General features: G+C 43.4%; 29 protein-coding genes. 8 read left to right on the top strand and 21 right to left on the bottom strand.

All coding sequences use genetic code 11. The features are described 5' to 3' along the window. Nucleotide 1: 1 nt before the first annotated feature. Together J1C81_RS02470 and J1C81_RS02465 are read right to left on the bottom strand one after the other, a co-directional pair. Complete coding sequence (locus tag J1C81_RS02470; RefSeq protein ID WP_002916358.1) at nucleotides 2–1,423, bottom strand: NCS2 family permease; 1,422 nt, start codon at nucleotides 1,421–1,423, stop codon at nucleotides 2–4. A 146-nt stretch (nucleotides 1,424–1,569) separates the two neighbouring features. After that, entirely contained in the window at nucleotides 1,570–2,199 is a 630-nt protein-coding gene (locus tag J1C81_RS02465; RefSeq protein WP_002916359.1) for a DUF1361 domain-containing protein, read from the bottom strand. A 96-nt stretch (nucleotides 2,200–2,295) separates the two neighbouring features. Between J1C81_RS02465 and J1C81_RS02460 the strand changes: the two genes are divergently transcribed. The 6 genes from J1C81_RS02460 (at nucleotide 2,296) to J1C81_RS02435 (ending at nucleotide 8,045) form a co-directional block, all read left to right on the top strand. Further along, the gene (locus tag J1C81_RS02460) at nucleotides 2,296–3,108 is read left to right on the top strand and encodes a Cof-type HAD-IIB family hydrolase (protein WP_002916360.1); all 813 of its coding nucleotides are present in this window, start codon (nucleotides 2,296–2,298) and stop codon (nucleotides 3,106–3,108) included. Nucleotides 3,109–3,325: 217 nt separating this feature from the next. Further along, nucleotides 3,326–4,345, top strand: coding sequence for an alcohol dehydrogenase AdhP (gene adhP / locus J1C81_RS02455; RefSeq protein ID WP_002916361.1), 1,020 nt, complete (start codon nucleotides 3,326–3,328; stop codon nucleotides 4,343–4,345). A gap of 460 nt (nucleotides 4,346–4,805) precedes the next feature. After that, nucleotides 4,806–5,801, top strand: a complete 996-nt coding sequence (locus J1C81_RS02450) for a PTS sugar transporter subunit IIB (RefSeq protein ID WP_002893577.1) — start codon at nucleotides 4,806–4,808, stop codon at nucleotides 5,799–5,801. Nucleotides 5,802–5,845: 44 nt separating this feature from the next. Continuing rightward, nucleotides 5,846–6,652, top strand: coding sequence for a PTS mannose/fructose/sorbose transporter subunit IIC (locus tag J1C81_RS02445; RefSeq protein WP_002916362.1), 807 nt, complete (start codon nucleotides 5,846–5,848; stop codon nucleotides 6,650–6,652). An 18-nt stretch (nucleotides 6,653–6,670) separates the two neighbouring features. Next, entirely contained in the window at nucleotides 6,671–7,612 is a 942-nt protein-coding gene (locus J1C81_RS02440; protein ID WP_002893579.1) for a PTS system mannose/fructose/sorbose family transporter subunit IID, read from the top strand. Between the two features lie 70 nt (nucleotides 7,613–7,682). Next, complete coding sequence (locus J1C81_RS02435) at nucleotides 7,683–8,045, top strand: DUF956 family protein (protein WP_002916363.1); 363 nt, start codon at nucleotides 7,683–7,685, stop codon at nucleotides 8,043–8,045. A 187-nt stretch (nucleotides 8,046–8,232) separates the two neighbouring features. Here the strand turns inward: J1C81_RS02435 and J1C81_RS02430 are convergent, their stop codons facing one another. The 3 genes from J1C81_RS02430 to J1C81_RS02420 are packed head-to-tail and all read right to left on the bottom strand — an operon-like array spanning nucleotide 8,233 to nucleotide 10,007. Next, complete coding sequence (locus J1C81_RS02430; RefSeq protein WP_002916365.1) at nucleotides 8,233–8,865, bottom strand: GNAT family N-acetyltransferase; 633 nt, start codon at nucleotides 8,863–8,865, stop codon at nucleotides 8,233–8,235. A 13-nt stretch (nucleotides 8,866–8,878) separates the two neighbouring features. After that, entirely contained in the window at nucleotides 8,879–9,457 is a 579-nt protein-coding gene (locus tag J1C81_RS02425; protein ID WP_002916366.1) for an NAD(P)H-dependent oxidoreductase, read from the bottom strand. Beyond that, a complete protein-coding gene (locus tag J1C81_RS02420) occupies nucleotides 9,450–10,007 on the bottom strand; it encodes a TetR/AcrR family transcriptional regulator (RefSeq protein WP_002916367.1) in 558 nt (185 codons plus the stop codon). Before J1C81_RS02420 ends, J1C81_RS02425 begins: the two co-directional genes overlap by 8 nt. Nucleotides 10,008–10,317: 310 nt before the next feature. Between J1C81_RS02420 and serS the strand changes: the two genes are divergently transcribed. Beyond that, nucleotides 10,318–11,595 (top strand): serine--tRNA ligase, encoded by a 1,278-nt coding sequence (gene serS / locus J1C81_RS02415; RefSeq protein WP_002916369.1) that lies wholly within the window; start codon nucleotides 10,318–10,320, stop codon nucleotides 11,593–11,595. A gap of 120 nt (nucleotides 11,596–11,715) precedes the next feature. Here serS and J1C81_RS02410 read toward each other — a convergent pair whose 3' ends face one another. The 16 genes from J1C81_RS02410 to J1C81_RS02335 form a co-directional block, all read right to left on the bottom strand. Beyond that, a complete protein-coding gene (locus J1C81_RS02410) occupies nucleotides 11,716–12,630 on the bottom strand; it encodes a TDT family transporter (protein WP_002916371.1) in 915 nt (304 codons plus the stop codon). A gap of 72 nt (nucleotides 12,631–12,702) precedes the next feature. Next, nucleotides 12,703–13,767, bottom strand: a complete 1,065-nt coding sequence (locus J1C81_RS02405) for an acyl-CoA dehydrogenase family protein (protein WP_002916372.1) — start codon at nucleotides 13,765–13,767, stop codon at nucleotides 12,703–12,705. Nucleotides 13,768–13,785: 18 nt separating this feature from the next. Continuing rightward, entirely contained in the window at nucleotides 13,786–14,334 is a 549-nt protein-coding gene (locus J1C81_RS02400; protein WP_032909887.1) for a carboxymuconolactone decarboxylase family protein, read from the bottom strand. A 199-nt stretch (nucleotides 14,335–14,533) separates the two neighbouring features. Further along, nucleotides 14,534–15,304: an acetyl-CoA carboxylase carboxyl transferase subunit alpha gene (locus J1C81_RS02395; RefSeq protein WP_002916375.1), complete on the bottom strand. Its 771-nt coding sequence runs from the start codon at nucleotides 15,302–15,304 to the stop codon at nucleotides 14,534–14,536. After that, the gene (gene accD / locus J1C81_RS02390) at nucleotides 15,301–16,164 is read right to left on the bottom strand and encodes an acetyl-CoA carboxylase, carboxyltransferase subunit beta (protein WP_002901174.1); all 864 of its coding nucleotides are present in this window, start codon (nucleotides 16,162–16,164) and stop codon (nucleotides 15,301–15,303) included. Before accD ends, J1C81_RS02395 begins: the two co-directional genes overlap by 4 nt. A gap of 99 nt (nucleotides 16,165–16,263) precedes the next feature. After that, nucleotides 16,264–17,631 carry an acetyl-CoA carboxylase biotin carboxylase subunit gene (gene accC / locus J1C81_RS02385; protein WP_002916376.1) on the bottom strand — a complete coding sequence of 456 codons (1,368 nt, stop codon included), beginning with the start codon at nucleotides 17,629–17,631 and terminating at the stop codon, nucleotides 16,264–16,266. An 18-nt stretch (nucleotides 17,632–17,649) separates the two neighbouring features. Beyond that, nucleotides 17,650–18,072 carry a 3-hydroxyacyl-ACP dehydratase FabZ gene (gene fabZ / locus J1C81_RS02380; RefSeq protein ID WP_002896886.1) on the bottom strand — a complete coding sequence of 141 codons (423 nt, stop codon included), beginning with the start codon at nucleotides 18,070–18,072 and terminating at the stop codon, nucleotides 17,650–17,652. Then, complete coding sequence (gene accB, locus J1C81_RS02375) at nucleotides 18,069–18,557, bottom strand: acetyl-CoA carboxylase biotin carboxyl carrier protein (RefSeq protein ID WP_002916377.1); 489 nt, start codon at nucleotides 18,555–18,557, stop codon at nucleotides 18,069–18,071. Before accB ends, fabZ begins: the two co-directional genes overlap by 4 nt. A 6-nt stretch (nucleotides 18,558–18,563) precedes the next feature. Beyond that, nucleotides 18,564–19,796, bottom strand: coding sequence for a beta-ketoacyl-ACP synthase II (gene fabF / locus J1C81_RS02370; RefSeq protein ID WP_002893606.1), 1,233 nt, complete (start codon nucleotides 19,794–19,796; stop codon nucleotides 18,564–18,566). 64 nt (nucleotides 19,797–19,860) lie between these two features. After that, complete coding sequence (gene fabG, locus J1C81_RS02365; protein WP_002916378.1) at nucleotides 19,861–20,595, bottom strand: 3-oxoacyl-[acyl-carrier-protein] reductase; 735 nt, start codon at nucleotides 20,593–20,595, stop codon at nucleotides 19,861–19,863. A 12-nt stretch (nucleotides 20,596–20,607) separates the two neighbouring features. Continuing rightward, on the bottom strand, nucleotides 20,608–21,528 hold the full coding sequence (gene fabD / locus J1C81_RS02360) for an ACP S-malonyltransferase (protein WP_002916379.1): 921 nt from the start codon (nucleotides 21,526–21,528) through the stop codon (nucleotides 20,608–20,610). Next, nucleotides 21,521–22,495: an enoyl-[acyl-carrier-protein] reductase FabK gene (gene fabK / locus J1C81_RS02355; RefSeq protein WP_002902460.1), complete on the bottom strand. Its 975-nt coding sequence runs from the start codon at nucleotides 22,493–22,495 to the stop codon at nucleotides 21,521–21,523. Before fabK ends, fabD begins: the two co-directional genes overlap by 8 nt. A 136-nt stretch (nucleotides 22,496–22,631) precedes the next feature. Beyond that, a complete protein-coding gene (locus J1C81_RS02350; protein WP_002893611.1) occupies nucleotides 22,632–22,856 on the bottom strand; it encodes an acyl carrier protein in 225 nt (74 codons plus the stop codon). Between the two features lie 55 nt (nucleotides 22,857–22,911). Continuing rightward, nucleotides 22,912–23,886, bottom strand: a complete 975-nt coding sequence (locus J1C81_RS02345) for a beta-ketoacyl-ACP synthase III (RefSeq protein WP_002916382.1) — start codon at nucleotides 23,884–23,886, stop codon at nucleotides 22,912–22,914. Next, nucleotides 23,886–24,320, bottom strand: a complete 435-nt coding sequence (locus J1C81_RS02340) for a fatty acid biosynthesis transcriptional regulator FabT (RefSeq protein ID WP_002901186.1) — start codon at nucleotides 24,318–24,320, stop codon at nucleotides 23,886–23,888. Before J1C81_RS02340 ends, J1C81_RS02345 begins: the two co-directional genes overlap by 1 nt. 141 nt (nucleotides 24,321–24,461) lie before the next feature. Beyond that, complete coding sequence (locus J1C81_RS02335; protein ID WP_002901188.1) at nucleotides 24,462–25,253, bottom strand: enoyl-CoA hydratase; 792 nt, start codon at nucleotides 25,251–25,253, stop codon at nucleotides 24,462–24,464. A gap of 250 nt (nucleotides 25,254–25,503) precedes the next feature. On the opposite strand from J1C81_RS02335, the gene J1C81_RS02330 reads away from it, so the two are divergent. After that, nucleotides 25,504–26,868, top strand: coding sequence for an aspartate kinase (locus J1C81_RS02330; protein WP_002916384.1), 1,365 nt, complete (start codon nucleotides 25,504–25,506; stop codon nucleotides 26,866–26,868). The last annotated feature ends 132 nt before the right edge of the window (nucleotides 26,869–27,000 follow it).

Below are 27,000 nucleotides of genomic sequence, written 5' to 3'. Positions count from 1 at the left end.
CCTAATTTAAAGCCAGATTTACGAAATTTAAAATAAAGAGAAGATCCAAAATCCAAATCATAGAATGCACATCCTTGGCTTGACTTTTGAAGATTTTGACCAAGGTGTAGGTGATAAATCCAGCTGCTATCCCGTGAGTGATAGAATAGGCAAATCCCATAAAAATAGAAGTAAAGAAAGCTGGAATGGCCTCCGCCATATCATCCCAATGGATGTTTTTCAGACTAGCCAGCATCATAATCCCCACGATAATGAGAATCGGTGCAGTTGCAGCATTAGGAACAATAGCCAAGAGTGGGCTAAAGAAGCTTGACACCGCAAAGCAGATGGCTACGACCAAGGCGGTCAGACCTGTTCGGCCTCCAGCTCCGATACCAGCTGCAGACTCCACATAAGTCGTCACATTAGAAGTTCCAGCAATGGCGCCAATAGAGGTTCCAATGAGGTCCGAGTAAAGCGCCTTATCCAAACCTTCTGATTCATGGTTTTCCCCAGAAGTCGCCACAATCCCGACCTTTTCACCTGTCCCAATCAAGGTACCAATGGTATCAAAAATATCTGTCAAAGAGAAAGCCAGAATGGCCATACATGTCTGAGGCCAGCGAGCCGAATCTGCTAAGAGGGCACCCAGACCTTTCGGACCTACGGCCACCCCAAAAATCTGTCCCAATTCATTAACAGCAGTGCCAATATTATTCTGCCCAAAGTCAATGGCTGATAAATCAACCAAGCCAACCAGAATAGCCACAACTGTCGTGACTAGGATGGATAGGATAACACCACCCTTGATATTTTTCACGATAAAGAAGATTGTGATGGCGAGACCAACCAGGGCTACGATGACCGCTGGATTGTTAAAATCTACTAGACCTGGAGTTGCTGCTGAATTAGCCGTAATAGCCGCTGCAGCTTTATCTGCTCCCTTGCCAGCTACTGTATAGTTTCCCGGATCGATTGAAAACTTGAGCAAGCCAGCATTTTTAATTCCCACATAAGCCAGAAAGACCCCGATCCCTGCTGAAATAGCTGCTCGCAAGGAGCCTGGAATCGACTCAATAATCATCTTACGCACCTTGGTCAGAGTGATAATAAGAGAAATAATCCCGCAGATAAAGACCATAGCCAAGGCTTCCTGCCAAGTGTAGCCCAAGGCAAAGACGACCGTAAAAGTGAAAAAGGCATTCAGCCCCATACCAGGAGCCTGCGCATAAGGCAGATTGGCGAAGAAGGCCATCATCAAGGTTCCCGCAACAGCCCCGATAATTGTAGCTAGGAAAACACCCTGCTTGGGCATACCTGTCTGAGCCAGCATAGCCGGATTGACAAATAAAATGTAGGACATGGCAAAGAAAGTCGTCAGACCAGCCAAAACTTCTGTCCGGACATCTGTCCCTTTTTCGGTCAGTTTGAAAAATTTATCCATTTTTCAATAAATCTCCTTTTGAGTAAAATTTCTAATATCTAGTTCAAAAAACAAAGAAAAACAGATTGAATTTCGTTTATTTGCGAACGATAATTTAAATTATAATAAAAAACATTCACTTTTTCAAGATGAATGTCTCGCTTTTCTTATTTTTTATTATCTCTCATCAGAAATACTAAACTCATAAACTGCAAAAAAGTAAAACCAAGAATGAAAGGCAGACGATCAGGCTGCAAAGTTTGCAAGAGCTTCTCTACAACCAGCTGAGGATGAAGCAATAAATCCCAGCTATTGAGGCGATCATAACGTCCAATGTAGATAGCCAGACTGGACACAGCCGACAGAGCTGCCGTCAGCAACAAGTCCAAATACCAGTTAAGCTTCCAGCCTTCCTTGATCACATACCAGCTCTCCATACCACAGAAAATCCCGAATAAAATACTGGAAACAAAAGCTAAAAAGAGCAGGAAAACACTTGGCTTACTCAGAACATCTGCCACCCAAGTCATATGAATCAAATCTGTAATCATATAGAAAGTGTTGGGGAAGAAGAGCAACCACAAGAGGAAAAGAATAGGATAAGCCCACTTCTGCTTCTTTAATAAAAGTGTCAAGACAGCTGCATCATAGCTGATTAAGGCCAAGGTCATATTCCAGATAAGATAGGTCGGACCGCCATTTAGAGATTGGATATAGATAAAAAAGGCAATCATCAGAAAAAGAGCATGAATCATGATCGGTTTACGCATACGAAAAGCTCCTCCTTGGTGTGTCATAATTGTGACTGATTAGAGCACCATTATAACATAAGTCGTGTTATTTACACTGAATTCTGTTATAATAGTCTGTATTATCACTGAAAAGAGACTCGCATGACAAAAAAAGTAATCGCTGTGGACTTGGACGGAACCTTGCTGGATTCTAACAGCAATTTGTCTGACTTCACCAAAGAAACCATCAAAAGAATTTCCCAAAAGGGCCACAAGGTCATTATCACAACAGGCCGGCCCTACCGCATGGCTTTGAAATATTATAAAGAATTAGAGCTCAATACACCCATGATCAATTTCAACGGCTCTTTGACTCACATTCCAGAAAAGAAATGGGACTTTGAAAAATCGCTGACGCTGGATAAGTCCTTTCTGCTGGATATGGTTAAGCGCAGGGATGAGATTGAAGCAGATTTCATTGCTGGCGAATACCGCAATAAATTCTATATCACCAATCCCAATGAAGAAATTGCTGATCCCAAGCTCTTTGGCATCGATGCTTTCAAGCCAGAAAACCAGTTTCAAGCTAATCTGGTAACGGAGAATCCTAACGCCATTCTCTTGCAGACGCGAGCATCTGACAAATATGCTCTGGCAGAGGAAATGAATGCTTTTTACCAGCATGAACTTTCTATCAACTCTTGGGGCGGCCCACTCAACATCCTCGAGTGTGCTCCCAAAGGTGTCAATAAGGCCTTTGCCCTTCAGTACCTGCTTAATGTTCTCAATGTAGATCGCAAAAATCTGATTGCCTTTGGTGATGAGCAAAATGATACTGAGATGCTTTCCTTTGCTGGCACTGGCTATGCCATGAAAAATGCGAATACTGACCTTCTTCCATACGCTGACCAGCAATTATCTTTGACCAATGACCAAGATGGCGTTGCCCACGAGCTCAACAAACTTTTTTTATAAAAGTAGACAATTAGGCAAACTCTGTTTGAGAGTTTGTCTTTTATTTTTTGTCTTCTCTCAACCTCAATCATGCTCGAAAGCTTTAAAAATCGGAGCTTATCCGCCGTATCATAGTTTTAAAGGTTACTTCTGCTTGAAATTGTAAGCGTTTGCTATTTGTTTGAGTTTGTGATATAATTAACATAATCAAAAACTAAATAACAGGAGGAAATTACTTATGAAAGCAGTTGTTGTAAATCCAGAAGGAACCAATGTCCAACTCATCGAAAATAAGGAACTTCGTCCTCTTGAAACAGGGGAAGCTCTCGTTGACATTGAATACTGCGGTGTCTGCCATACAGACCTTCACGTCGCGCATGGTGACTTTGGCAAGGTACCGGGCCGCGTTCTAGGACATGAAGGTATTGGTATTGTCAAAGAAATCGCTCCAGATGTAAAAAGCCTCAAAGTCGGAGACCGCGTCAGTGTCGCTTGGTTCTTTGAAGGCTGCGGCGCTTGTGAATACTGTACAACTGGCCGCGAAACCCTTTGCCGTACAGTAAAAAATGCTGGTTATTCTGTTGACGGTGGGATGGCAGAGCAATGTATCGTTACAGCCGACTATGCTGTCAAAGTTCCAGAAGGACTGGATCCTGCCCAAGCTTCTTCTATCACTTGTGCCGGTGTAACTACCTACAAGGCTATCAAAGAAGCCCAGCTGCAGCCAGGCCAATGGACAGTAATCTTTGGAGCAGGTGGTTTGGGTAACCTAGCGGTTCAATATGCCAAGAAAGTCTTTAATGCCCATGTAGTCGCTGTTGATATCAACAATGACAAGCTCGCTCTGGCCAAAGAAGTTGGTGCTGACATCGTCATCAACGGTCATGAAGTTGAAGATGTCGCTGCTCTTATCCAAGAAAAAACTGGCGGTGCTCATTCTGCCGTAGTAACAGCCGTTTCTAAAGTTGCCTTCAACCAAGCTGTTGACTCTGTTCGTGCTGGCGGTCGGGTAGTTGCCGTTGGATTACCATCTGAAATGATGGATCTCAGCATTGTCAAAACAGTTTTAGATGGCATTCAAGTCATCGGTTCCCTCGTTGGTACACGTAAGGACTTGGAAGAAGCCTTCCAGTTTGGTGCTGAAGGATTAGTGGTTCCTGTCGTTAAAAAACGCCCTGTTTCAGATGCAGTGGATGTCTTTGACGAAATGGAAGCGGGTACCATTCAGGGACGTATGGTCCTTGACTTCACACACTAATACTTTAAAGCATTTCAGTCCCAACATTTACCAAGCTCTTGGAAACATATGATGGGCAGACTTAATATTATTAGAAACTTTTGCCATTATAGATGGAGGCTAAAGACATAAGATGCGAATTCTTGTCTTTGGTCCTCCTCTTTCTTTTTTGATAAATAAACACTTTCTCAAACAAAATTCTCTTCTGTCATTTCAAAAGTCTCTTTCATATTATTTCAACGTTTTTTCATATATTAATCTGTTTTATTTTCTGTTTTCCTAATTTATTAAAACATTTCTATAGCTAAGGTTTGCTTATACCTATATTTATCAGGGTTCCAGCAAATACTGACATTTTTGAAAGAAAAAGTCGTTTTTAGGAACAAACGCTTGCATTTTTCATGAAAACGTTTTATAATAAACTTGCCTTAAAGTTTTCTTAAAACTTAAGTCAAACATTTTATAAGGAGGAATGTCAATAATGAGTATCGGAATCATTATTGCTAGCCACGGTGAATTTGCTGCTGGTATTCATCAATCAGGTTCTATGATTTTCGGTGAGCAGGAAAAAGTACAAGTTGTAACTTTCATGCCCAACGAAGGACCAGATGATCTCTATGCAAAGTTCAATGACGCTGTGGCTTCGTTTGATGCGGACGATGAAGTGTTGGTCTTGGCTGACCTTTGGAGTGGCTCTCCATTCAACCAAGCTAGCCGTGTCATGGGTGAAAATCCTGACCGCAAGTTCGCTATCATTACAGGCTTGAACCTGCCTATGCTGATTCAAGCTTATACAGAAAGGATGATGGATGCCAACGCCGGCGTTGAAGCTGTTGTTGCTAACATCATCAAAGAAGCTAAGGAAGGAGTCAAAGCTCTGCCTGAAGAGCTGAACCCTGCTGCTGAAGAAGCAAATGCTCCTGCTGCAGCTGCTCCAGTTGCCCAAGCAGCTATCCCTGAAGGGACTGTAATCGGCGACGGCAAGCTCAAAATCAACCTTGCCCGGATCGACACACGTTTGCTGCACGGTCAGGTAGCAACAGCTTGGACACCAGATTCAAAAGCAGATCGTATTATCGTTGCCTCTGACTCAGTAGCTCAAGATGAACTTCGTAAAGAATTGATCAAGCAAGCTGCACCAGGTAATGTCAAAGCCAATGTTGTCCCAATCGACAAATTGATTGCCGTTTCAAAAGACCCTCGCTTTGGCAACACACATGCCTTGATTCTGTTTGAAACTCCTCAAGACGCCCTTCGTGCTGTTGAAGGCGGTGTGCCAATCAAGACCCTTAATGTTGGTTCCATGGCTCACTCAACTGGTAAAACGATGGTCAACAACGTACTGTCAATGGACAAGGAAGACGTTGCCACTTATGAAAAACTGCGCGACCTTGGCGTTGAATTCGACGTACGTAAAGTACCAAATGACTCTAAAAAAGATTTGTTTGATTTGATTAAGAAAGCCAACGTGCAGTAGAATCAAACGTTTTGCTTTTATTAATTTACGAAAGGATTTAGAACATGTCTATTATTTCTATGGTTTTAGTAGTCTTTGTTGCCTTCTTAGCTGGTCTAGAAGGTATCTTAGACCAATTCCAATTCCACCAACCGCTGGTTGCTTGTACCTTGATTGGACTGGTAACTGGTAATTTGGCTGCTGGTGTTATGCTGGGTGGCTCTCTCCAGCTGATTGCTCTTGGCTGGGCTAATATCGGAGCTGCTGTAGCACCTGATGCTGCCCTCGCTTCTGTTGCCGCTGCCATCATCATGGTACTGGGCGGAGACTTCTCAAGCAAAGGAATCGCTGTAGCACAAGGTGTTGCTATTCCACTTGCTGTTGCTGGTCTCTTCTTGACTATGATTGTCCGTACTTTGTCAGTCGGTTTGGTTCACGGTGCAGATGCTGCTGCGAAAAAAGGAGACATTAAAGGAGTTGAACGCGCTCACTTTATCGCTCTTTTCATGCAAGGAGCACGTATTGCTATCCCTGCAGCACTTCTTTTGATGATTCCTGCTGAGTCTGTTAAATCTGCTCTTGAAGCTATGCCAGCTTGGCTATCAGAAGGTATGCAAATCGGTGGTGGTATGGTCGTAGCCGTTGGTTATGCCATGGTTATCAACATGATGGCAACTCGTGAAGTATGGCCATTCTTCGCTATTGGTTTTGCTTTGGCTGCTGTCAGCGAACTCACTCTGATTGCCCTCGGTGCAATCGGTGTCGCTATTGCCCTCATCTACCTTGCCCTGTCTAAAAAAGGCGAAAATGGCGGTGGCGGAGCAACAGCCTCATCTAACGATCCAATTGGCGACATCCTAGAAGACTACTAAGAAAGGAGACACACTATCATGACAGAATTAAATACTGTAAAACCTGATGAGTCAGGAAAATTGACTCTTTCAAAGGCTGACCGTCAAAAAGTTTGGTGGCGTTCTACTTTCTTGCAAGGTTCTTGGAACTACGAACGTATGCAAAACTTGGGCTGGGCTTATTCACTGATTCCAGCTATTAAGAAACTTTATACTAAAAAAGAAGATCAAGCTGCTGCTCTTGAGCGTCACTTGGAGTTTTTCAACACTCACCCATATGTTGCAGCTCCAATCATCGGAGTTACACTTGCGCTTGAAGAAGAAAAAGCAAATGGTGCAGCAATTGACGATGCGGCTATCCAAGGGGTTAAAATCGGTATGATGGGACCTCTGGCTGGTATCGGAGACCCTGTCTTCTGGTTCACAGTTCGTCCTATCCTTGGAGCACTTGGTGCATCTCTTGCTTTGACTGGAAATATCATTGGTCCACTTATCTTCTTCTTAGCTTGGAATGCTATCCGGATGGCTTTCCTCTGGTACACACAAGAATTGGGCTACAAGGCTGGTTCTGAAATCACTAAGGACATGTCTGGTGGTATCCTCCAAGACATTACCAAAGGTGCTTCAATCCTAGGTATGTTTATCTTGGCTGTTCTGGTTGAGCGCTGGGTATCTATTAAGTTTGTCTTTAACGTTTCATCTGTTAAGCTAGATGATAAAGCATATATCCATTGGGACAAATTGTCCAGTGGCTATAAGGGTATCCAAGAAGCCTTTGCTCAAGTAGGTCAAGGACTATCTCAAACCCCTGAAAAAGTTACAACTTTCCAACAAAACTTGGATTCCTTGATTCCTGGTTTGATGGGACTACTTCTAACTTTCGCTTGTATGTGGTTGCTTAAGAAGAAAGTATCCCCTATCACTATCATCATCGCTCTCTTTGTAGTTGGTGTACTAGCTCACGTTGCTGGTTTGATGTAATCAAAAAGAAGGTTTCGGCCTTCTTTTTATTGTGGTATAATAGCTATATTATTTAAAAGGGAGTTGCTCTATGGCACAATCACAAAACAAAACAGTTGAGTTTAATACCACTGGCGTTTCCTATCTTGGATTAGGCGGAAAGGTTGGGAAATTTTTAATCGGCGAGACAGCTCTGGAGTTTTATGCTGATGCCAATGTAGAAGATTATATTCAGCTGCCTTGGACTAGCATCACTACTATCGGTGCTAATGTTTCTGGCAAAAGAGTCAGCCGCCACTTTGAAATCTGGACTGACAAGGGAAAGTTTCTCTTTGCCTCCAAAGACTCTGGTAAGATTCTCAAAATTGCGCGAGAACATATCGGCAACGACAAAGTTGTGAGATTGCCGACTCTGTTACAAAAAATTGCTGGAATCTTTAAGAAGAAAAAATAGGGTTGAAAAAGTTTCAACCTTATTTTTTATATTTTCGACTAAGACAAAAGCTGCTTGTATCAGCAAAATGGAGCTAGCACAAAAAATTGAAAAGTGAAACAGCTTTGAGAATGCACTATTTCAGTCCCTTGAAATGATGGGATGAAGTAAGCTGATATTATCAATGCAAGACCGCATCATTAGATTTTCAAAAAGGATAAACATCAGCTAAATTTTTCTCGAAAGTCCATGTCTTGACACCTTCAACATCACGGACATCTAGTTGTTTAAATCCGTTCTTTTTGTAAAAACGACAGTTGCTTTCTGTATGAGTAATTAAAGTAAGCCACTGGCATTTTTCTTCTTTTGCAAGCAATTCAAGTCCCTTTGAGATAAAAAGACCGCCAACTCCCTGTCCTTGATAATCAGGCAGCACACCCAGCAATTCAAGATAAAGAGTTGAAATACCCCTTTTTTTAGCTTCTTTACTGCCATCCCCAAAGACTTTTTGAAAGGCTAAAAGCTGGGGAATATATTGCCACATCCTCCATGCTCCTGCCCGCAAAAAGGAAAGCATACCGACAGGATGATTACCGAGCTTATGAATGGTAGCGACCGCCATAAGACACCCGTCCACTTCAGCAAGCAGACAAATATGATGACGCATCGCTGCCTTAACCATAACTGCATGCAATCTATTTAGAAAATCAATATAAGACTGGCTGCTGCCAAAGAGAGGGCGGAATTTTTCTCTATAGACCTCATGCTCAGCAAAAGCAGCAGTTAAAACTGAGACTGCAGTAGCAAGATCCCTTTCATCTGCTCTTCTAAAACGAATCATGATAACTACCTCTTCAAATCTTTTCTGCTAATTTTTCTAAGAAAGCCTGCCGTTTTTCAGCTGTAGACTGAGAAATATTCCCGAAATTCAACCAACGGCGCTGTCTAGCACCGATAGATTTAAAGGTATGGCCCAACATGGCTTTCTTGACGACATCACCACAGAAATACTTAAGATAGAAGGTCGGTGCTGCAGAGGTAGTAATAGCCAATACCTCTTTAATATTGGTCAAACGACCAACTAACTGGCGAGTCTTCGTCTCCTCGTAAATCTTATTTTTCAAAAATACCTTATCTTCAAAGCCCTTGACAATAGCTGGCATATCCGCCCACCAGATAGGAAAAATCATGATAAGGCGGTCACAGGATGCAAGAGCTTCCTGATATTTCAGAACCAGCGGATCTAGTGCCTGCCCTTTATTAAAAAGCGCTAGCTCTTCCTTGGTATAGACTGGATTAAAACCATCCTCATAGAGATCGATCAGTTCATAGGTCTGACCTTTCTTCTCCAACAAATCCTGAACCTGCTCTAAAATAGCATGGTTAAAGCTTTTATCATAGGGATGTGCATAAACAATGAGATTTTTACTCATATTTGTAACCTCCTAGTAAATCATTGAACATTGAGCGATAAACTTCCTCATCAAAAGGCTCCAAGCCTTTAGCAATAAAATGCCCATAGCCTGTGATGAAGGTGTCCAGTTTGAGCAAGAGAATCTTTTTCTCTTTCTGACTCTCAATAGGCAGCCGATCCAGATAAACCACCGTCTTGTTCCCGATTTCCAGAAGCTCACCTTTCCGGTAAGCCTCTGTCGCCACAGGACTGAAAAAGAGAAAATCCATCATCTGACTGTTGGTCTCATATTCCGATAAAAGAAAGAGTCCTATCTGCCAAATGCAATCCAAAGGATCAGAGACTCCATCTAAATACTGTTCCTCTAAACGTTTAATCTGCCTCTGGTTTTCCAAAAGACAGACCTGATAGTAAAGCTCCTCCTTGTTCTCAAAAGCCTTGTAAAAAGCACCAGTCGTAACCCCCAGCAAAGATGCCAGTTTCCTCAGGGGGATATTCTGATAGCCATATTCTCTGATAAGCTGGCTTGCCTTCTCAATCATACGGTCGCGCGTTGTTTGTTTTACCATAAGAACTCCTTTTAGATAACTGCGTTACCTTTATTTAAAGATAACATAGTTATCTTTTCCTGTCAAGATTTTTCCTATTCTGGGATTTACATTTTCCGGAAAATCCTGTATAATAGTCGAAACGGATAAGTACTATTGGGCACTTTTCAGAAAGTCTGCGGTGGCTGTGAGCAGATAAGGAGAAAATAGGAAATTCTACCGTTAGTTTAAAAATAAATAATTAAGCAAGTGCACTTTTGTGAAGTTGGATGGAACCGCGGCCCTGCCGCTCCAACAGTTTCATAAAGTGCTTTTATTTTTGGAGGTACCTATGTTAGATTTAAAACGCATCCGTACAGACTTTGATTCTGTTGCTGAAAAATTAGCTACGCGAGGTGTTGACGCTGCAACCCTCAACCAAATGAAAACCATTGACAAAGAACGTCGGGATTTGTTAGTTAAGGTGGAAGAACTCAAGGCAGAGCGCAATACTGTTTCTGCTGAAATTGCTCAAGCTAAACGCAACAAAGAAAATGCAGATGACAAGATTGCTGCTATGCAAAAACTTTCTGCTGAGGTCAAGAACTTAGACGCAACCTTGGCTGAGCTGGATGCTAAGTTGACTGAATTAACTACCACTCTGCCGAATATCCCGCACGAAAGTGTTCCTGTCGGAGCAGATGAGGACGAAAACATTGAAGTTCGTCGCTGGGGGACACCACGACAATTTGACTTTGAAGCCAAGGCTCACTGGGATTTGGGTGAAGACCTCGACATCCTTGACTGGGAGCGTGGGGCAAAAGTTACTGGTGCTCGCTTCCTCTTCTATAAGGGCTTAGGGGCTCGATTAGAGCGTGCTATCTATAACTTCATGCTGGATGAGCATGGCAAAGAAGGCTACACAGAAGTCATCACTCCCTACATGGTCAACCATGATTCTATGTTTGGGACAGGGCAATATCCTAAATTCAAAGAAGATACCTTTGAGCTAAGCGATACCAACTTCGTTCTGATTCCAACTGCTGAAGTTCCGCTGACCAACTACTATCGAGACGAAATTTTGGACGGAAAAGAATTGCCAATCTACTTCACGGCTATGAGCCCATCATTTCGCTCTGAAGCTGGCTCTGCTGGTCGTGACACGCGCGGTCTCATCCGTCTGCACCAGTTCCACAAAGTTGAAATGGTAAAATTTGCCAAGCCAGAAGAATCTTATCAAGAGCTGGAAAAGATGACTGCCAACGCTGAAAACATCCTGCAAAAGCTGAATCTACCTTACCGCGTTGTAGCACTCTGTACTGGAGATATGGGCTTCTCAGCTGCTAAGACCTACGACTTGGAAGTTTGGATTCCGGCTCAGAACACCTACCGTGAAATCTCGAGTTGCTCTAACACAGAAGATTTCCAAGCTCGTCGAGCTCAAATCCGCTACCGTGACGAAGCAGATGGCAAGGTCAAACTCCTTCATACTCTCAACGGTTCTGGACTGGCTGTCGGACGCACAGTAGCAGCTATCTTAGAAAATTACCAAAACGAAGATGGCTCTGTGACTATTCCAGAGGTTCTGCGTCCGTACATGGGTGGATTAGAAGTTATAGCGCCAAAATAAAAAGCAGATTATCCTGATGCTTTGCCTGTATCATTAGGTCTAAGTTCAGACTTATTTTGCTAAAATTAAAAAAATCCGAGATCAACTCAGAGAAAATCAAAAACAGAGTTTCAAAGAGTATCATCTCAGATTTTTTGTTATCTTTCTGGCTCGCAATGAGACCGCAAAGTAAAAACAAACATAGAGGACGATTACGAAAGCTAGCAGAGCTTCTGCATGACTTAGCCAAACAAGCCAGGTCCAACCTAGATAATCAAGTCCCAGTCTCAGAGCAAAAGCTGTATTGACAAGAGGAAAGGTCAAGGCTGACCAGCTAAGCTGAGGACCCAGTCGGAAAATGCGAGGTAAGAGGCATAGGACCAAAAGATAAAAGGCCTGCGATAAGAGGATCAGCAAGGCAACAAACCAACCTTCTGCATCAGAACCAGCCAAACGGATATAACTTCCCAACAGGAGCGAGAAAGGTGCACAGTAAATGGCCCATTGTGGCCTTAAAGCATCAGGCAGCTTTTGTGCCCGTCTAGCCCTGTAAAATAAGGGATAGAGAATCAAACTCAGTAGCAGAGCAAAAAACCAAGCCAAATAGCCCAAAAGCGGCTGATGAACTACACCCTGAGTCAAGCTTACCATGGCCAAGCCAACATAGAGAACCGTCCAGCTCGGGGTTAAAGATAATCCTTCGGCCTTAAACACATACTTCCAAGTAAAGATAGCTATTAGAACAATATGCAGCAAGGCCATGTACCAAAGCAACTGACCCATCCAAAATAAGCCAAGCTTGCTTAGGTAAGCAGCTAAGAGCATACTAGCCATAGGATAAGTCGCAAAGCTCGATAAGAAAGGGGCCTTTTGCAAATCTTGCCGATAGTCCGAAAATGATAACACTAAAGCCAGCGTCAGATAAAGCCAAAGTATCAATGCCAGACCGTTTAACAAGTGGAAAAAGATAGAATGGTAGTTCAGTAATAGATTAGCCAAACCAAATAGGCCTAGAATCAACCCAGATAAGAGAATGGGCGGTCGTTTGCTGTTCACGAAGCAACTCCTTTATAGTAATGTCTTGAAGTCCCTTTTCAATGACAATCAGACGTTTGTTTGCCATCATTTCTATGAGACTTCTAAAATATGCCGTAGCTGGACTGCACTCGGTGAGACAATGGGAAGAAAAGCACCTTCGTTCCAACGGCGGATAAAGCCAGAAGTCGAATTACTCAAATATCCTCTGCCTCCACTAGCCTGCAGCTCCAAGAGCAGACTTTGGGCCACTACATCAACTATATCAATTCGCAGCTGGAAGAGCTCCTTAGGACGCTCAACAAAATAACCAGGCTGGAGAAGACCTCTATAGAGCTGTTCCTGGATCGCAGTCAGAGCAGCCACTTGCTCCTCCCACTCCTCTCTCAAAATGGAGCGGACTGACAGATTAGCTTCGACCTCCGCCAGAGACTTCTCTGCTAGGCCAAGAGCCAAACCAAACTGATAACCTAGAAAAGCTGGGCGATTTTCTGCCAAAAAAGCCTGGGCATCTTGTACAAGAATCCATTCCTCTTGCAAAGGCACATAATTAAAAGTCAGGGCAGCTGTATTTCCCCCTTGCAAGGATACAAACTCTAAATCCGCTGAACGGGAGAAATTCTCTGCGTCAGATGGCACAGCTAGAACCAGCGGCTGGCGGCTCCCGTCTTCGAAACCGGCAACAAATATGCTGAGGAAGCGATCCGCGCGAGCATTGGTTACCCAAGGCAGACACCCTTTCAGATAAAGCTGCCCATCTTCTTCCACAATAGAGACATTTAACTCCTCTAGGTCCGACAGGAATTTAACAGCATTGGACAAGGCTGTCGCACCTGCATATTCCCCTGACAAGAGCCCTTCCAAATAGCGGTCTCTAAAGTAGGGATTAGGAGATTTTAAAATGTTATCAATAAAGGTCCTTTGCCCCCAAGAGATAAAGGAAGCGGTCAAGGAATGGTGAGCCAGCTCCTTGAGCACTTCAATCACATCCGTATCATTGCCACCTCGGCCTCCCAGCTCTTCTGGAACGCCAACCCTAAAGGCTCCTTCAGCGGCGATACGCTCAATCAGTTGGTTACCCGCTTCACAGGATTCTTTGTCAATTTGGTCAGCGTGGTCATCCAACCAGTTGATAAACTCTTCTGAAAAAAATGTCATTTGCCACCTCCCCAAAGACTAGGCATAAGGCTGCAATTCCGGATTAATTGGCGTGTTGGCCAGATTATTAGCATAATTGCAAAGGGTCGCAAGGCTGACACCTAGAACTACATCCAGAGCATTCTCATGCGTATAGCCTGCTTCTAGGAAGTCTGCTAACGCCTCGTCTCCGACCCGTCCCTTAGTATTGATGACAGCAATGGTAAATTTAGCAAGCGTATCTAGCTTCGGATCTATATCAATCGGAGTACGATTGCGCAGAGCCTCCAAAAGATCATCATTCATTTGAATCTGCTTGATTGAAAAGGCTGTATGACCCGCTACACAGAAAGCACAGCCATTAGTAACTGCAGCCGTTATCTGCACTACTTCACGCTCAGTCGGTGTCAGGCTGTTACGGCGATTGATGGCTCCGACCGTCCGATAAGTTTCCAAAGCCGTTGGTGCATTGGCCAAAAGACCGATAAGATTGGGAATGTAGCCACCGTTATCTTTTTGAACAGTTTCCAGGACTTCTTTTACCTCAGCTGGTGCGGACTCAATCGTGTGGATAGTAAATTCTGACATATGAAACCTCATTTCTTTTAATTAGAAACTATCTTAACATAGGACCAATAGCTTGTATAATATATATTTTATATAAGTCCTATAAAGAGAATATAATGCGATTTTTCAAACTAAAATATATTTCCCTCGTAAGGTAGCTCCACATCAATTCCAAACAAGAATCCGAAACGAGAAAAAGAAGCCTATGGGCTTCGATTTTTTAATATTTCCTGAATCTCTGGTAGCGATTTTCCAGTAATTGCTCCAAGGAGAGCTGAGACAGACTATCCAACTCAGCAATGATTTCTTCTTTCACTGCAGCCAGTAATTCATGGTTATTAAAGCCTCTTTCAGGAATGACCTTATCCACCACTTCCATCTGCAAGAGCTCATGTGAAGTAATTTTCATCAGTTCTGCCGCTTCCATAGCGCGGCTGCCGTCTTTCCAGAGGATAGAAGCAAAGCCTTCTGGACTAAGAACTGCATACATAGAGTTTTCCAGCATCCAGACCTTGTCTGCTACAGCCAAAGCCAAGGCTCCGCCTGAGCCACCTTCACCAATGATGATGGCAATAATCGGTACTTTGAGATTACTCATTTCCATCAAGTTACGGGCAATGGCTTCCCCTTGACCACGTTCCTCAGCACCTACACCAGGGTAGGCACCAGCCGTATTGATGAAAGTTACCACAGGACGGCAAAATTTTTCCGCCTGCTTCATGAGACGCAGAGCCTTACGGTAGCCTTCCGGATGCGGTTGACCAAAGTTTCGGCATAAATTATCCTGCAAATTGCGTCCCTTTTGAATACCGACCACCGTTATAGGCTGACCCTTTAGCGTCCCAATACCGCCAATCACCGCACCGTCATCTCGAAAAGAGCGATCCCCATGCAGCTCGACGAAGTTATCAAAAATTCCTTGTGCAAAATCCAGCGCAGTCAAACGAGCCTGATCACGCGCTTCTTTAATAATCCGAGTGATTTTTGTCATGCTTGACCTCCATGGAATGCTAATAAGGTAGCAAGTGTATCTCTCATGTCACCACGCTTGACGATGGCATCCACAAAACCATGCTCCATGAGAAATTCAGCCTTTTGAAAATCATCTGGCAGCTTCTCACGAACTGTGGACTCAATAACCCGACGCCCGGCAAACCCAACAAGAGCCTGCGTTTCAGCCAGAATAATATCACCCTCCATAGCAAAAGAGGCTGTGACACCACCAGTTGTCGGATCTGTCAAGACAGTCAGATAGAAGAGGCCTGCTGCAGAGTGCCGCTGTACCGCCGCAGAGACCTTAGCCATCTGCATCAAGCTCATAATGCCCTCCTGCATGCGGGCACCGCCAGAAGCCGTAAACAGAACGACTGGCAATTTATGCTCTGTCGCATACTCAAAGAGACGGGTAATCTTTTCACCCACAACTGTCCCCATAGAAGCCATAATAAAGTTTGAATCCATGATTCCAAGAGCTGTTTTATGCCCCTTGATGCTAGCCGTCCCAGTCAGAACTGCCTCATCAAGTCCCGTCTTCTCACGGGTAAGAGCCAATTTTTCTTGATAATTAGGGAAGTTCAGAGGATCCTTGGTTTCAATTCCAGTGAACATCTCCTCAAAACTATTTTCATCCACAGTTAGATTTAAGCGCTCATGAGCAGAAATACGGAAATTATAGCCACAGTTAGGGCACACACTGTCATTCCCAAGATCTTTTTGGTAAATGGTATGCTTACAACCTGGGCATTTCGAAAAGAGTTCGTCTGGTACCTCAGGCTTTGCTTGAGGCTTTTCCCGACTCGCTCGATTAGGATTGATACGGATATATTTATCCTTCTTTGAAAACAAAGCCATCGTTTACGTCTTCTCCTTTTCAAGATTTTATACTCAGGCACATCAAACAGCAAAAGCCACCGTCTTTCGAATTTACAGAGCAGCTCTTACATGTCGTATCTATTGTTTCTCTTGATAAGCCGGAAGGAACTTCTCCATGAGAAAGGCTGTGTCATAATCACCAGCAATTACATTAGAATCTGAGATTAAGTCCAGTTGAAAGCCGCTGTTGGTCACAACACCGTCAATTTCTAGTTCATAGAGTGCACGTTGCATCTTCATCAGAGCATCGAAGCGATTTTCCCCATGAACAATTATCTTCGCAATCATGCTATCGTAGTAAGGGGGGATGGTGTAGCCAGGATAGACGGCTGAATCCACGCGCAGCCCCACTCCACCGCTTGGCAGATAAACATTTGAAATCTTACCAGGACTCGGCGCAAAGTTAAAGGCTGGATTTTCAGCATTGATCCGACACTCAATTGCATGCCCTCGGATTTCAACATTATCCTGACTGAAGGACAGTTCTTGACTGTTTGCAATCTTGATTTGCTCTTTTACAATATCCACACCAGTGACAAACTCGGTCACTGGATGCTCAACCTGCACCCGAGTGTTCATCTCCATAAAGTAGAATTCACCCTTGGCTTCATCAAGCAGAAACTCAATTGTACCAGCATTTTCATAGCCGACAGACTGAGCAGCCCGAACAGCTGCTTCACCAATCTGCTGACGTAGGGTTTTCCCAATCGCCACAGATGGACTTTCTTCCAGCACTTTCTGATTATTACGCTGCAAAGAGCAATCCCGCTCGCCCAAGTGAACCACATGCCCCTGCTGATCTGCCAAGATCTGCACTTCAATATGGCGCGCTGGATAGATGACTCGCTCCATATACATGGCACCATTACCAAAGGCTGCTTTGGCTTCGCTAGATGCAGACTCAAAGGCCGCTACTAAATCCTCAGCCTTTTCAACCTTACGAATGCCCTTGCCGCCGCCGCCAGCAGAAGCTTTAAGCATGACTGGATAACCAATCTTTTCGGCGACTTCCAAGGCTTCTTCAGAGGTATGAACTTCTCCATCAGATCCTGGGATGACCGGCACTTTCGCCTTAATCATCTGAGCCCGAGCATTAATCTTGTCCCCCATCAAGTCCATAACAGCACCTGAAGGTCCAATAAACTTGATGCCAACCTCTTCGCACATGGTCGCAAATTTAGAGTTTTCGCTCAAAAAACCAAAACCAGGATGAATGGCTTCTGCACCTGTCAGAACAGCAGCAGACAGAACTGCATTCATATTCAGATAAGAATCAGTGGACTTGGCTGGACCGATACAGACTGCCTCATCAGCCAGTAAGGTATGGAGTGCTTCCTTGTCAGCCGTTGAATAAACAGCTACCGTATCAATTCCCAACTCGCGGGCTGCACGAATGATTCTGACCGCAATTTCCCCACGGTTAGCAATTAAAATTTTACGAAACATGGTGAAAGCTCCTTTTATCTACTGACCAATCGCAAAGGTCAAAGTACCGCTGGCTGCCAATTTCCCATCAACTTCTGCTTTCGCCTCTACAACCGCAATCGTTCCGCGGCGCTTGACAAACTTAGCTGTCATAATCAGTTGATCACCTGGTACAACTTGCTTCTTGAACTTAACCTTGTCCATGCCAGCATAGAAGACCAGTTTGCCCTTATTCTCTTCTTTAGACAACTCCAGCACGCCGGCTGTTTGAGCCAGAGCTTCCATGATTAAGACACCTGGCATAACAGGATATTGAGGAAAATGTCCGTTAAAGAAAGGCTCATTGACTGTCACATTTTTCAAAGCGACAATCTCATCTTCACTAACTTCCAAAACGCGATCTACCAAAAGCATTGGGTAGCGGTGCGGAAGTGCTTCTTTTATTGCATTGATATCAATCATTTGATGCGTACCAGCCCTTTCCCAAATTCAACCATTTCTTCATTCTGAACCAGAATTTCTGTAACCAGACCATCTTTAGGCGCTGGAACTTCATTCATGACTTTCATTGCTTCAATAATCATCAGGGTTTGACCTTTTTTAACTTGGTCTCCAACAGATACAAACGGTGGTTTGTCTGGACCAGCTGCTAAGTAAGCCACACCAACCAAAGGACTTTCCACAACATCACCTTCAGCAGCAGGTGCCGGAGCTTCTGAAACTGGTTCTGGCTCTGCAAGCGGAGCTGCTTGAGGAGTTGGCTCAATCACAGGTGCACTCGCAGCCTGCAAAGGTGCAGCAATTGGAGCTGCACTGGCTGTTGGAACTGCAGCCTGACCTTCATTCTTACTAAAAGTCAGTTCATCGCTCTGATTTTTGTAAGAAAACTCACGCAGACTAGACTGGTCAAACTGCGCCATTAAATCTTTAATTTCGTTGATATTCATAGGTTTTTAAGCCTCCCAGCGTTTAAAGGCAAGAACGGCATTGTGACCACCAAAGCCAAATGTATTAGAAATCGCATATGGGATTTCCTGTTCCTTACCTTGACCGTAAATAACGTTGGCTTCAATATAGTCTGGCAGCTCCGTTGTACCAGCTGTTTTTGGCACATAGCTATGACGCATTGCTTCAATCGTCGCAATAGCCTCAACCGCACCCGCTGCACCGAGCAGATGTCCTGTAAAGGATTTAGTAGAAGACACCGCTACATCTTTACCAAAGACGGAAACAATGGCTCCGCTTTCTCCTTTTTCGTTAGCAGGGGTTGATGTACCGTGAGCATTGACATAAGCCACATCTTTCGGCTCAATTTCAGCTTCTTCAACCGCCTGTTTGATAGCCTTGATAGCTCCCAGACCTTCTGGATGCGGAGAAGTCATATGGTAAGCGTCACAAGTATGACCGTATCCTACCACCTCAGCCAAGATAGTAGCTCCGCGTTTCTCAGCATGTTCCAAACTTTCCAGAACCAGCATACCAGAACCTTCACCCATGACAAAACCATTGCGGTCCTTGTCAAAAGGAATAGAAGCGCGCTTAGGATCTTCTGTGGTAGAAAGAGCAGTCAGGGCTTGGAAACCAGCAATCGCAAATGGTGTAATAGAAGCTTCTGAACCACCAACCAGCATCACATCTTGATAACCGAACTTAATTGAGCGGAAAGCTTCACCAATCGCATCGTTTGCTGAGGCACAGGCCGTATTGACAGACTTACAGATACCATTGGCTCCAAAGCGCATAGCCACATTTCCTGCCCCCATATTTGGCAGAGCTTTTGGCAAGGTCAAAGGTTTGATACGTTTAGGACCTTTTTCATGCAAGCGAACAACCTGTTCTTCAATTTCCTGAATCCCGCCGATACCTGAAGCTACAATGACACCAAAGCGATCCTTATCCAGCGCATCTACATCTAAGTGAGCATTGTTGACCGCTTCTTGAGAAGCATAAATCGCATAAAGTGTGTAATTATCATAACGGTTGGTATCCTTTTTGACAAAATATTTATCAAATGGGAAATCCTGAATTTCCGCCGCATTGTGAACACTATATTCACTATGATCAAATTTAGTAATTGGACCGATTCCAATGTTGCCTTCTTTTAAATTATTCCAGAATTCTTCCGGAGTATTTCCGATAGGTGAAGTTAAGCCGTATCCTGTTACAACAACTCGATTAAGTTTCATATTGAGCTCCTTTATTTAGATGAATCAACTGATTTTATACTCGTTAATATTCAAAAACTGTGACTTACTGCATGGTAAAGCCGCCATCAATCGTGAGGACTTGTCCCGTCAAATATTCCTGACTTGCTAAGAAGAGCGCAACATCTGCAACTTCTTCTGGAGTACCAAAACGCTTCATTGGAATGAGTGCCAGAGACGCCGCCTTTACTTTTTCTGGAAGTACATCTGTCATATCAGATGCGATAAAGCCAGGGGCAATACAGTTGACACGGATATTACGCGCTGCTACCTCACGGGCAACTGATTTAGAAAAACCAATCAGACCAGCCTTGGAAGCTGCATAGTTAGCCTGACCGACATTCCCTGCCAGACCAACGACACTTGACAGACTGATGATAGCACCCTGACGAGCTTTTGTCATCGGTTTCAGGACTGATTGTGTCATATTGAATGCCCCAGTAAGATTCACTTTCAGCACCTGCTCAAAATCTTCTTCCGTCATTTTCAGCATGAGCTTATCACGTGTAATACCAGCATTATTGATCAGTACATCAACAGATCCCAAAGCCGCAACAGCTTCTTCTACCATTCGCTGGGCATCTTCAGCTTTGGAAACATCTCCAATAACAGTTACAACTTTGCCAGAATAGCCAGCAAATCCAGCCAAAACATCATCAGAAATCTCCGCGAGTCCGTTTAAGATGATATTGGCACCGACACTAGCAAATTTATGCGCAATTGCCAATCCAATTCCGCGAGCGGACCCAGTAATTAATACATTCTTGTTTTGTAATTCCATGATGATTCCTCATTATTTTTCTAGAAGAGCATTTAAACTTTCTACATCTTCAACTTGGCGGACATCCGCAGACTTATCAATTTTCTTAATAAAACCAGACAGAACTTTGCCAGGACCGATTTCGATAAATTCAGTCACACCAGCTTCCTGCATCTTAGCAATGCTGTCATAAAAGCGCACTGGCTCCATTACCTGACGAGTCAAAAGCTCTCTGACTCTTTCTTTTTCCATCACAGTTGCTTCAGTATTTCCGACTAATGGCAGTACAAAATCTGAAAACTCAACTGTTCCCAAGACTTCTGCCAATCGTTCGCTGGCTGGCTTTAAAAGCGCTGTATGGAAAGGTCCGGATACATTGAGCGGGATTAAGCGCTTGACACCGGCATCTTTCAAAAGCCCCACAGCCTTGTCTACTGCTGCCACTTCTCCGCCAATAACAATCTGACTAGGCGTATTATAGTTGGCTGGTGAGACTACACCAATAGCGCTTGCTTCCTGACAGACCTCTTCAATGAGAGAAGCCTCAGCATTTAAAACTGCGACCATTTTTCCAGAACCTGCTGGAGCTGCCTCTTCCATGAAGCTACCGCGCTTAGCAACCAAGGCCACTGCAGTCTTAAAATCAAGGGCGCCAGCAGCTACCAAGGCAGAATATTCTCCAAGCGAGAGACCTGCTACCATATCAGGCTCGATTCCCTTATCAGCCAAGAGCCGATAAATAGCTACTGAAGTTGTTAAAATAGCCGGTTGCGTGTAGCGAGTTTGATTGAGCTTTTCTTCATCCTGATCGATCAAAGCTCGGACATCATAGCCTAGAACTTGGCTAGCCTCATCAAAAGTTGACCGCACAAGCTCATACTGATCATAAAGCTCGCGCCCCATTCCAAGGTACTGCGCTCCCTGACCGGCAAAGAGAAAGGCTCTTTTAGTCATTTCTAGTTACTCCTGCCCAACGTTTTGCTTCCTGCTGAATCTTCTCAGCAGCACCATAGTAGATATCTTTGAGGATCTCTTCGACTGTCTCTTCCTTACTGATTAAACCAGCAATTTGACCAGACATGACGGAACCATTTTCCACATCTCCGCGAACAACCGCATTGGCCAAAGCACCAGCACCCAGATTTTCAAAAACAGTCAAATCTGGATTTTCTTGCTTGAAGGCTTCTTTTTCTGCCTTTTCGAAATCACGCGTCAGCTTATTCTTGATAGCACGAACCGCATGGCCGAAATGCTGGGCAGAGATAGTCGTATCAATATCACGAGCCTTCAAAATCATGTTCTTATAGTTCTGATGGGCATTGGATTCCTTAGCAACGACAAAGCGAGTTCCGACCTGAACGGCCTCCGCTCCCAGCATAAATCCAGCCGCAGCTCCAGCACCATCTGCAATACCACCAGCAGCAATAACCGGGATGCTGACTGCTTCTGCAACCTGACGAACCAAGGACATGGTAGTCAATTTCCCGATGTGGCCACCGGCTTCCATACCTTCTGCAATGACTGCATCCGCACCGATTTTTTCCATCCGCTTAGCCAAGGCCACACTTGGCACAACAGGGATAACTGTAATCCCCGCTTCATGGAAACGAGCCATGTGCTTGCTTGGATTACCTGCACCAGTTGTTACTACTTTTACTCCCTCTTCAATGACGAGATCAACAATGTCGTCCGCAAAAGGAGACAGGAGCATGATATTAACACCGAAAGGACGGTCTGTTAAGGACTTAATCTTATCAATATTAGCCTTTACTACTTCCTTAGGTGCATTTCCGCCACCGATGATACCAAGACCACCAGCTTTTGAAACTGCACCAGCCAAATCACCGTCAGCAACCCAGGCCATTCCGCCTTGGAAAATAGGGTAATCAATGTTCAATAATTCTGTAATACGTGTTTGCATAATACCTTCCTTTTATCATTGCTTAAGTAATAGCTTGATCTCAAACTACCACACGCTAGATGTATTTTCTTTACTTTGACAGTCAAACTATTACCTAAACAAGAGAGAATATCTTTCGATACTCTCAGTTACTTGCTTATTTAGTTTTTTCTTCTACATAAGCAACCAAATCACCAACTGTGTTCAAACCTTCTTCAGTTTCGATTTGGATGTCAAATGCATCTTCAATTTCTGAAATCACTTGGAACAAGTCCAATGAATCTGCTTCAAGATCATCAAAAGTTGACTCAAGAGTAACTTCTGATGGCTCTTTACCAAGTTCTTCAACGATAATTTCTTGTACTTTTTCAAATACTGCCATGGATAGACTCCTTTAAAAATAAAATATTTTTTATCATGTGTTTCCACTTGATTAACTAAATTGTAACAATAAGCGTGCCCCATGTCAAACCTCCACCGAAACCTGACATCAAAATTGTCTGATTTCCGTTCAGTTTGATCAGTCCTTGCTCCACACACTCAGATAATAAAATCGGGATGCTAGCAGCGCTAGTATTGCCGTATTCCATCATGTTGGCTGGAAGTTTCTCCCGCGCAACACCAAGCTTCTTAGCCATTTTATCCAAAATACGGATATTGGCCTGATGCAGCAACAGAAAATCCAAATCTTCCGCTGAAAGCTGACTGCTTTCAATGGTTTCCCTGATAGAACGAGCAACATCACGAATAGCAAAGTCGAAAATAGCTCTACCGTCCATTGTCAGAAAAGGCTGATTCTCACCCTTTTCAGAAAAAGGGGAAGACAAACCGATTTTTCCGCAGGTCAGACTATCTCCGCGAGATCCGTCTGTAAACTGACTTTCTGCCAAAAAATGCTGTTCTGAAGCACTTTCCAACAGTACACCGCCAGCACCATCTCCAAAGAGAACCGCTGTTGAACGATCCGACCAATCTACCGTCTTAGAGAGAGTTTCACTTCCTATGACTAAACCCTTTTGATAACGACCTGAAGAAATAAACTTTTCCCCAGTAGATAGGGCAAAGATAAAGCCACTGCAGGCCGCTGTCAAATCAAAGGCAAAGGCATTGTTAGCACCGATGTTTGCCTGTACTCTCGCAGCCGTTGAAGGCATTAAAGAATCCGGCGTAATAGTGGCAACAATGATAAAGTCCAGGTCCTGAGCAGAAATTCCTGACTTTTGCAGCAAATTCTTTGCTACTTTTGTAGCTAAATCACTGGTCGTTTCATCTGACGATAAATGGCGTTTTTTAATCCCAGTTCGACTTGAAATCCACTCATCACTGGTATCCATAATCTCGGCTAGATCATCATTGCTGACAACCTGACGGGGAGCATAATGAGCCACCTGGCTAATCTTAGCATAGTTCATTATTTCAAATCCTCTAGGAAACTATATAAATTTTGCAGGCCCTTTTGCATCACTTGTCTCTCTTCTGGACTCATCCCATCCACTACCTGCATGACCATGCGGTTGTGGAATCGCTTGTGAAGACGATACAAAAGCCGTCCATTCTTTGTCAAATTCAGATGCACCACACGACGGTCAACTTCCGACCGACGCCGCTCAATATAACCCTTACGCTCCAGATTATTCAAACTAGTCGTAACAGTTCCCAAAGTAACCATCAATTCTCGTGATATATCACTTGGAGTAGCATTTGGGGTTGTACCGATGACATCTATCGTATGCATTTCCTTAATGGAGACGTCGTTGAAGCGACTGCTTCTTAGGCTCGATTCTTCAATAACCAAGACATTATTGAAAATAGACGTTAAGTAATCATTTACTAACTGAAAATTCAAAACCAACCCTCCTTAAGAAAATACTTTGACAATCAAATTTTATCAGATAGAAAAGTAATTTGCAAGCTTTTTTGAAAATTAATTTGATTTTCAAATATTTTCGTAAACAACTTACAAATTAAGCAACCTTGAACCAATATATTATTTACCTGTGAAATTTGGACGACGCTTCTCAGAGTGTGCCCGAACTCCCTCTTTGAAATCTTCTGTGAAAGCCAGCGATTTCTGCAGTTCCAACTCTAGCTCAGCATACTCAGACCAGCCGCTGAACAGACTCTTCCAGACCATTTCTTTCATGGCTCTGTAAGAATTTAGAGAGCCACGTTTCAGCTTCTTCAGCAACTGTTCCGTTGTTTTTTCCAACTTTTCTGCTTCACAGACTTTATAAAGCAAGCCGTAATCCAGAGCTTTCTCTGCAGTCAGAGCTTCCCCAGTCATAACCAGATGGGTCGCCCTAGTCACCCCGATAGCACGAGTCAGTAAGTAAAGACCGCCAGCATCTGGCGCCAGACCAACCCCAACAAACGCCTGAATGAAACGGGATTTTTCAGTGGCAATGCAGAAATCTGCTGCAACGACCATATTAGCAGCTGCACCAGCAACAGGGCCATCAACACTCATGATAACCGGCTTAGGCAAACGCTTCATAGCAAAGGAAATATCATTCACCAGTTCCGCGATTTTCACCAAGGATTGGACATCATCATCACTGACAGCTCTCTGCATCTCAGCCAAATCCCCACCCACTGAAAAAACCTTGCCATTAGCATTGATAACTAAAAATTTGACGGACTCATCCTTAGCAGCAAGTTCAATAGCCTCTAAAATTTCCTCGCACATAGGAATATTAAAGCCATTTGAAACTTCAGGGCGATTAAAAGTAATCGTTGCTACCTCATCTGCTACGTGATAGAGAATTCCATTAAATGTCATTTCAGCTCCATTCCCGACCCGATTTCAAATCAGCCGTTTTGTTTTATTCTTAAATAATTTGATATTCAAATTATACACAACTTATATTTTATCATAAAATATAAAAGAAAGGAAATAAAAAATGGGAAAAATTAGATGGTCTTCAAATTTAAAGTGTAAAAGCAATATTATGGATAAAAATAGTATAAAAACAGCGTTTGAATAATTTTCAGAATTTTGTTATAATTTTTAAAATAAGATAGGAGAACCTATGAAAGTTGTAAAATTTGGCGGAAGTTCACTGGCTTCTGCGACTCAATTAGAAAAAGTTTTGAATATTGTCAAATCTGATCCTGAACGTCGGTTTGTTGTAGTATCAGCGCCAGGAAAACGCCACGATGACGATATCAAAGTAACCGATGCTCTGATTAAATACTACCGAGAGTACATAGCAGGAAATGATGTCACACCAAATCAACAGTGGATTATCAATCGCTATGCAGATATGGTGGCAGAACTTGGTTTGAAACCAAAAGTTCTGGAGAAAATTTCCAAAAGCATCACAAGCCTTGCTACTTTGCCAATTGAAGATAATGCATTTCTTTATGATACTTTTCTTGCTGCAGGAGAAAACAACAACGCCAAATTAATTGCAGCTTATTTCAGTCAAAATGGCGTTCCAGCTAGCTATGTACATCCGAGAGAAGCAGGACTCGTCGTTTCCAGTGAGCCAGGTAATGCTCGAATTCTCCCTTCCAGCTATGATAAGATTGAAGAACTCAACAATTCTGATGAAGTTCTAGTTATTCCTGGTTTCTTTGGTGTAACTCAAGATGGACAAATCTGCACTTTCTCTCGCGGGGGTTCTGATATTACGGGCTCTATCATTGCTGCGGGAGTCAAAGCAGATGTTTATGAGAACTTTACTGATGTTGACGGAATCTTTGCCGCCCATCCTGGCATCGTTCACAAACCACATTCCATTCCTGAGCTAACCTATCGGGAAATGCGTGAATTAGCTTATGCAGGCTTTACAGTTCTCCATGATGAAGCTCTGCTTCCAGCTTACCGTGGCAAAATTCCGCTGGTTATTAAAAATACCAACAATCCAGAACATCCTGGAACACAAATTGTTCATAAACACAGTAAAGACCATCTTCCTGTCGTTGGCATTGCTGGAGATGCAGGATTTGTCAGCATTAACATGTCCAAGTACCTGATGAACAGAGAAATCGGCTTTGGTAGACGTGTCCTTCAAATTCTAGAAGACCTGAATATTGGTTGGGAGCACATGCCTACAGGAATTGATGACCTTTCCATTATCTTGCGCGAGCGCGAATTAACTCCTATCAAAGAGGAAGAGATCCTTCGACAACTTGTCCAAAAAGCAGAGGTTGATCATGCAGAAATTGAACACGACCTTTCTATTATCATGATTGTTGGTGAAAAAATGAAAAGTCATATTGGTGTAACAGCTACTGCAACCAAAGCTCTTTCAGAAAACAATATCAACATTCAAATGATGTCCCAAGGCTCAAGCGAAGTATCCATCATGTTTGTTGTTGAAAAAAATCAAGAAAAAGCTGCCATTCGTGCTTTATACAGAGCCTTCTTTGAAGTCAATACAGAATCATAAATGCAAACCTCAGAAGCATCTTTATCATACAATCACTCGATAATCGAAAAAGGCAGAAGTTAGTTACGCACTAACTTCTGCCTTTTTGATTTAAGTGCTAAATACTGTCATTTAATTCACAGACTATCTGAA

Origin of the sequence: Streptococcus sanguinis, assembly GCF_050225395.1 — a bacterium.
Classification (GTDB): domain Bacteria; phylum Bacillota; class Bacilli; order Lactobacillales; family Streptococcaceae; genus Streptococcus.
Note: the sequence above shows the minus strand (reverse complement) of the source record. Positions and strands in the feature narration are given on the sequence as shown.

Coding starts and splice junctions, on each gene's coding strand:
- J1C81_RS02470 (WP_002916358.1), bottom strand. CDS start 1,423: ATGGATAAATTTTTCAAACTGACCGAAAAAGGGACAGATGTCCGGACA.
- J1C81_RS02465 (WP_002916359.1), bottom strand. CDS start 2,199: ATGACACACCAAGGAGGAGCTTTTCGTATGCGTAAACCGATCATGATT.
- J1C81_RS02460 (WP_002916360.1), top strand. CDS start 2,296: ATGACAAAAAAAGTAATCGCTGTGGACTTGGACGGAACCTTGCTGGAT.
- adhP (WP_002916361.1), top strand. CDS start 3,326: ATGAAAGCAGTTGTTGTAAATCCAGAAGGAACCAATGTCCAACTCATC.
- J1C81_RS02450 (WP_002893577.1), top strand. CDS start 4,806: ATGAGTATCGGAATCATTATTGCTAGCCACGGTGAATTTGCTGCTGGT.
- J1C81_RS02445 (WP_002916362.1), top strand. CDS start 5,846: ATGTCTATTATTTCTATGGTTTTAGTAGTCTTTGTTGCCTTCTTAGCT.
- J1C81_RS02440 (WP_002893579.1), top strand. CDS start 6,671: ATGACAGAATTAAATACTGTAAAACCTGATGAGTCAGGAAAATTGACT.
- J1C81_RS02435 (WP_002916363.1), top strand. CDS start 7,683: ATGGCACAATCACAAAACAAAACAGTTGAGTTTAATACCACTGGCGTT.
- J1C81_RS02430 (WP_002916365.1), bottom strand. CDS start 8,865: ATGATTCGTTTTAGAAGAGCAGATGAAAGGGATCTTGCTACTGCAGTC.
- J1C81_RS02425 (WP_002916366.1), bottom strand. CDS start 9,457: ATGAGTAAAAATCTCATTGTTTATGCACATCCCTATGATAAAAGCTTT.
- J1C81_RS02420 (WP_002916367.1), bottom strand. CDS start 10,007: ATGGTAAAACAAACAACGCGCGACCGTATGATTGAGAAGGCAAGCCAG.
- serS (WP_002916369.1), top strand. CDS start 10,318: ATGTTAGATTTAAAACGCATCCGTACAGACTTTGATTCTGTTGCTGAA.
- J1C81_RS02405 (WP_002916372.1), bottom strand. CDS start 13,767: ATGACATTTTTTTCAGAAGAGTTTATCAACTGGTTGGATGACCACGCT.
- J1C81_RS02400 (WP_032909887.1), bottom strand. CDS start 14,334: ATGTCAGAATTTACTATCCACACGATTGAGTCCGCACCAGCTGAGGTA.
- J1C81_RS02395 (WP_002916375.1), bottom strand. CDS start 15,304: ATGACAAAAATCACTCGGATTATTAAAGAAGCGCGTGATCAGGCTCGT.
- accD (WP_002901174.1), bottom strand. CDS start 16,164: ATGGCTTTGTTTTCAAAGAAGGATAAATATATCCGTATCAATCCTAAT.
- accC (WP_002916376.1), bottom strand. CDS start 17,631: ATGTTTCGTAAAATTTTAATTGCTAACCGTGGGGAAATTGCGGTCAGA.
- fabZ (WP_002896886.1), bottom strand. CDS start 18,072: ATGATTGATATCAATGCAATAAAAGAAGCACTTCCGCACCGCTACCCA.
- accB (WP_002916377.1), bottom strand. CDS start 18,557: ATGAATATCAACGAAATTAAAGATTTAATGGCGCAGTTTGACCAGTCT.
- fabF (WP_002893606.1), bottom strand. CDS start 19,796: ATGAAACTTAATCGAGTTGTTGTAACAGGATACGGCTTAACTTCACCT.
- fabG (WP_002916378.1), bottom strand. CDS start 20,595: ATGGAATTACAAAACAAGAATGTATTAATTACTGGGTCCGCTCGCGGA.
- fabD (WP_002916379.1), bottom strand. CDS start 21,528: ATGACTAAAAGAGCCTTTCTCTTTGCCGGTCAGGGAGCGCAGTACCTT.
- fabK (WP_002902460.1), bottom strand. CDS start 22,495: ATGCAAACACGTATTACAGAATTATTGAACATTGATTACCCTATTTTC.
- J1C81_RS02350 (WP_002893611.1), bottom strand. CDS start 22,856: ATGGCAGTATTTGAAAAAGTACAAGAAATTATCGTTGAAGAACTTGGT.
- J1C81_RS02345 (WP_002916382.1), bottom strand. CDS start 23,886: ATGAACTATGCTAAGATTAGCCAGGTGGCTCATTATGCTCCCCGTCAG.
- J1C81_RS02335 (WP_002901188.1), bottom strand. CDS start 25,253: ATGACATTTAATGGAATTCTCTATCACGTAGCAGATGAGGTAGCAACG.
- J1C81_RS02330 (WP_002916384.1), top strand. CDS start 25,504: ATGAAAGTTGTAAAATTTGGCGGAAGTTCACTGGCTTCTGCGACTCAA.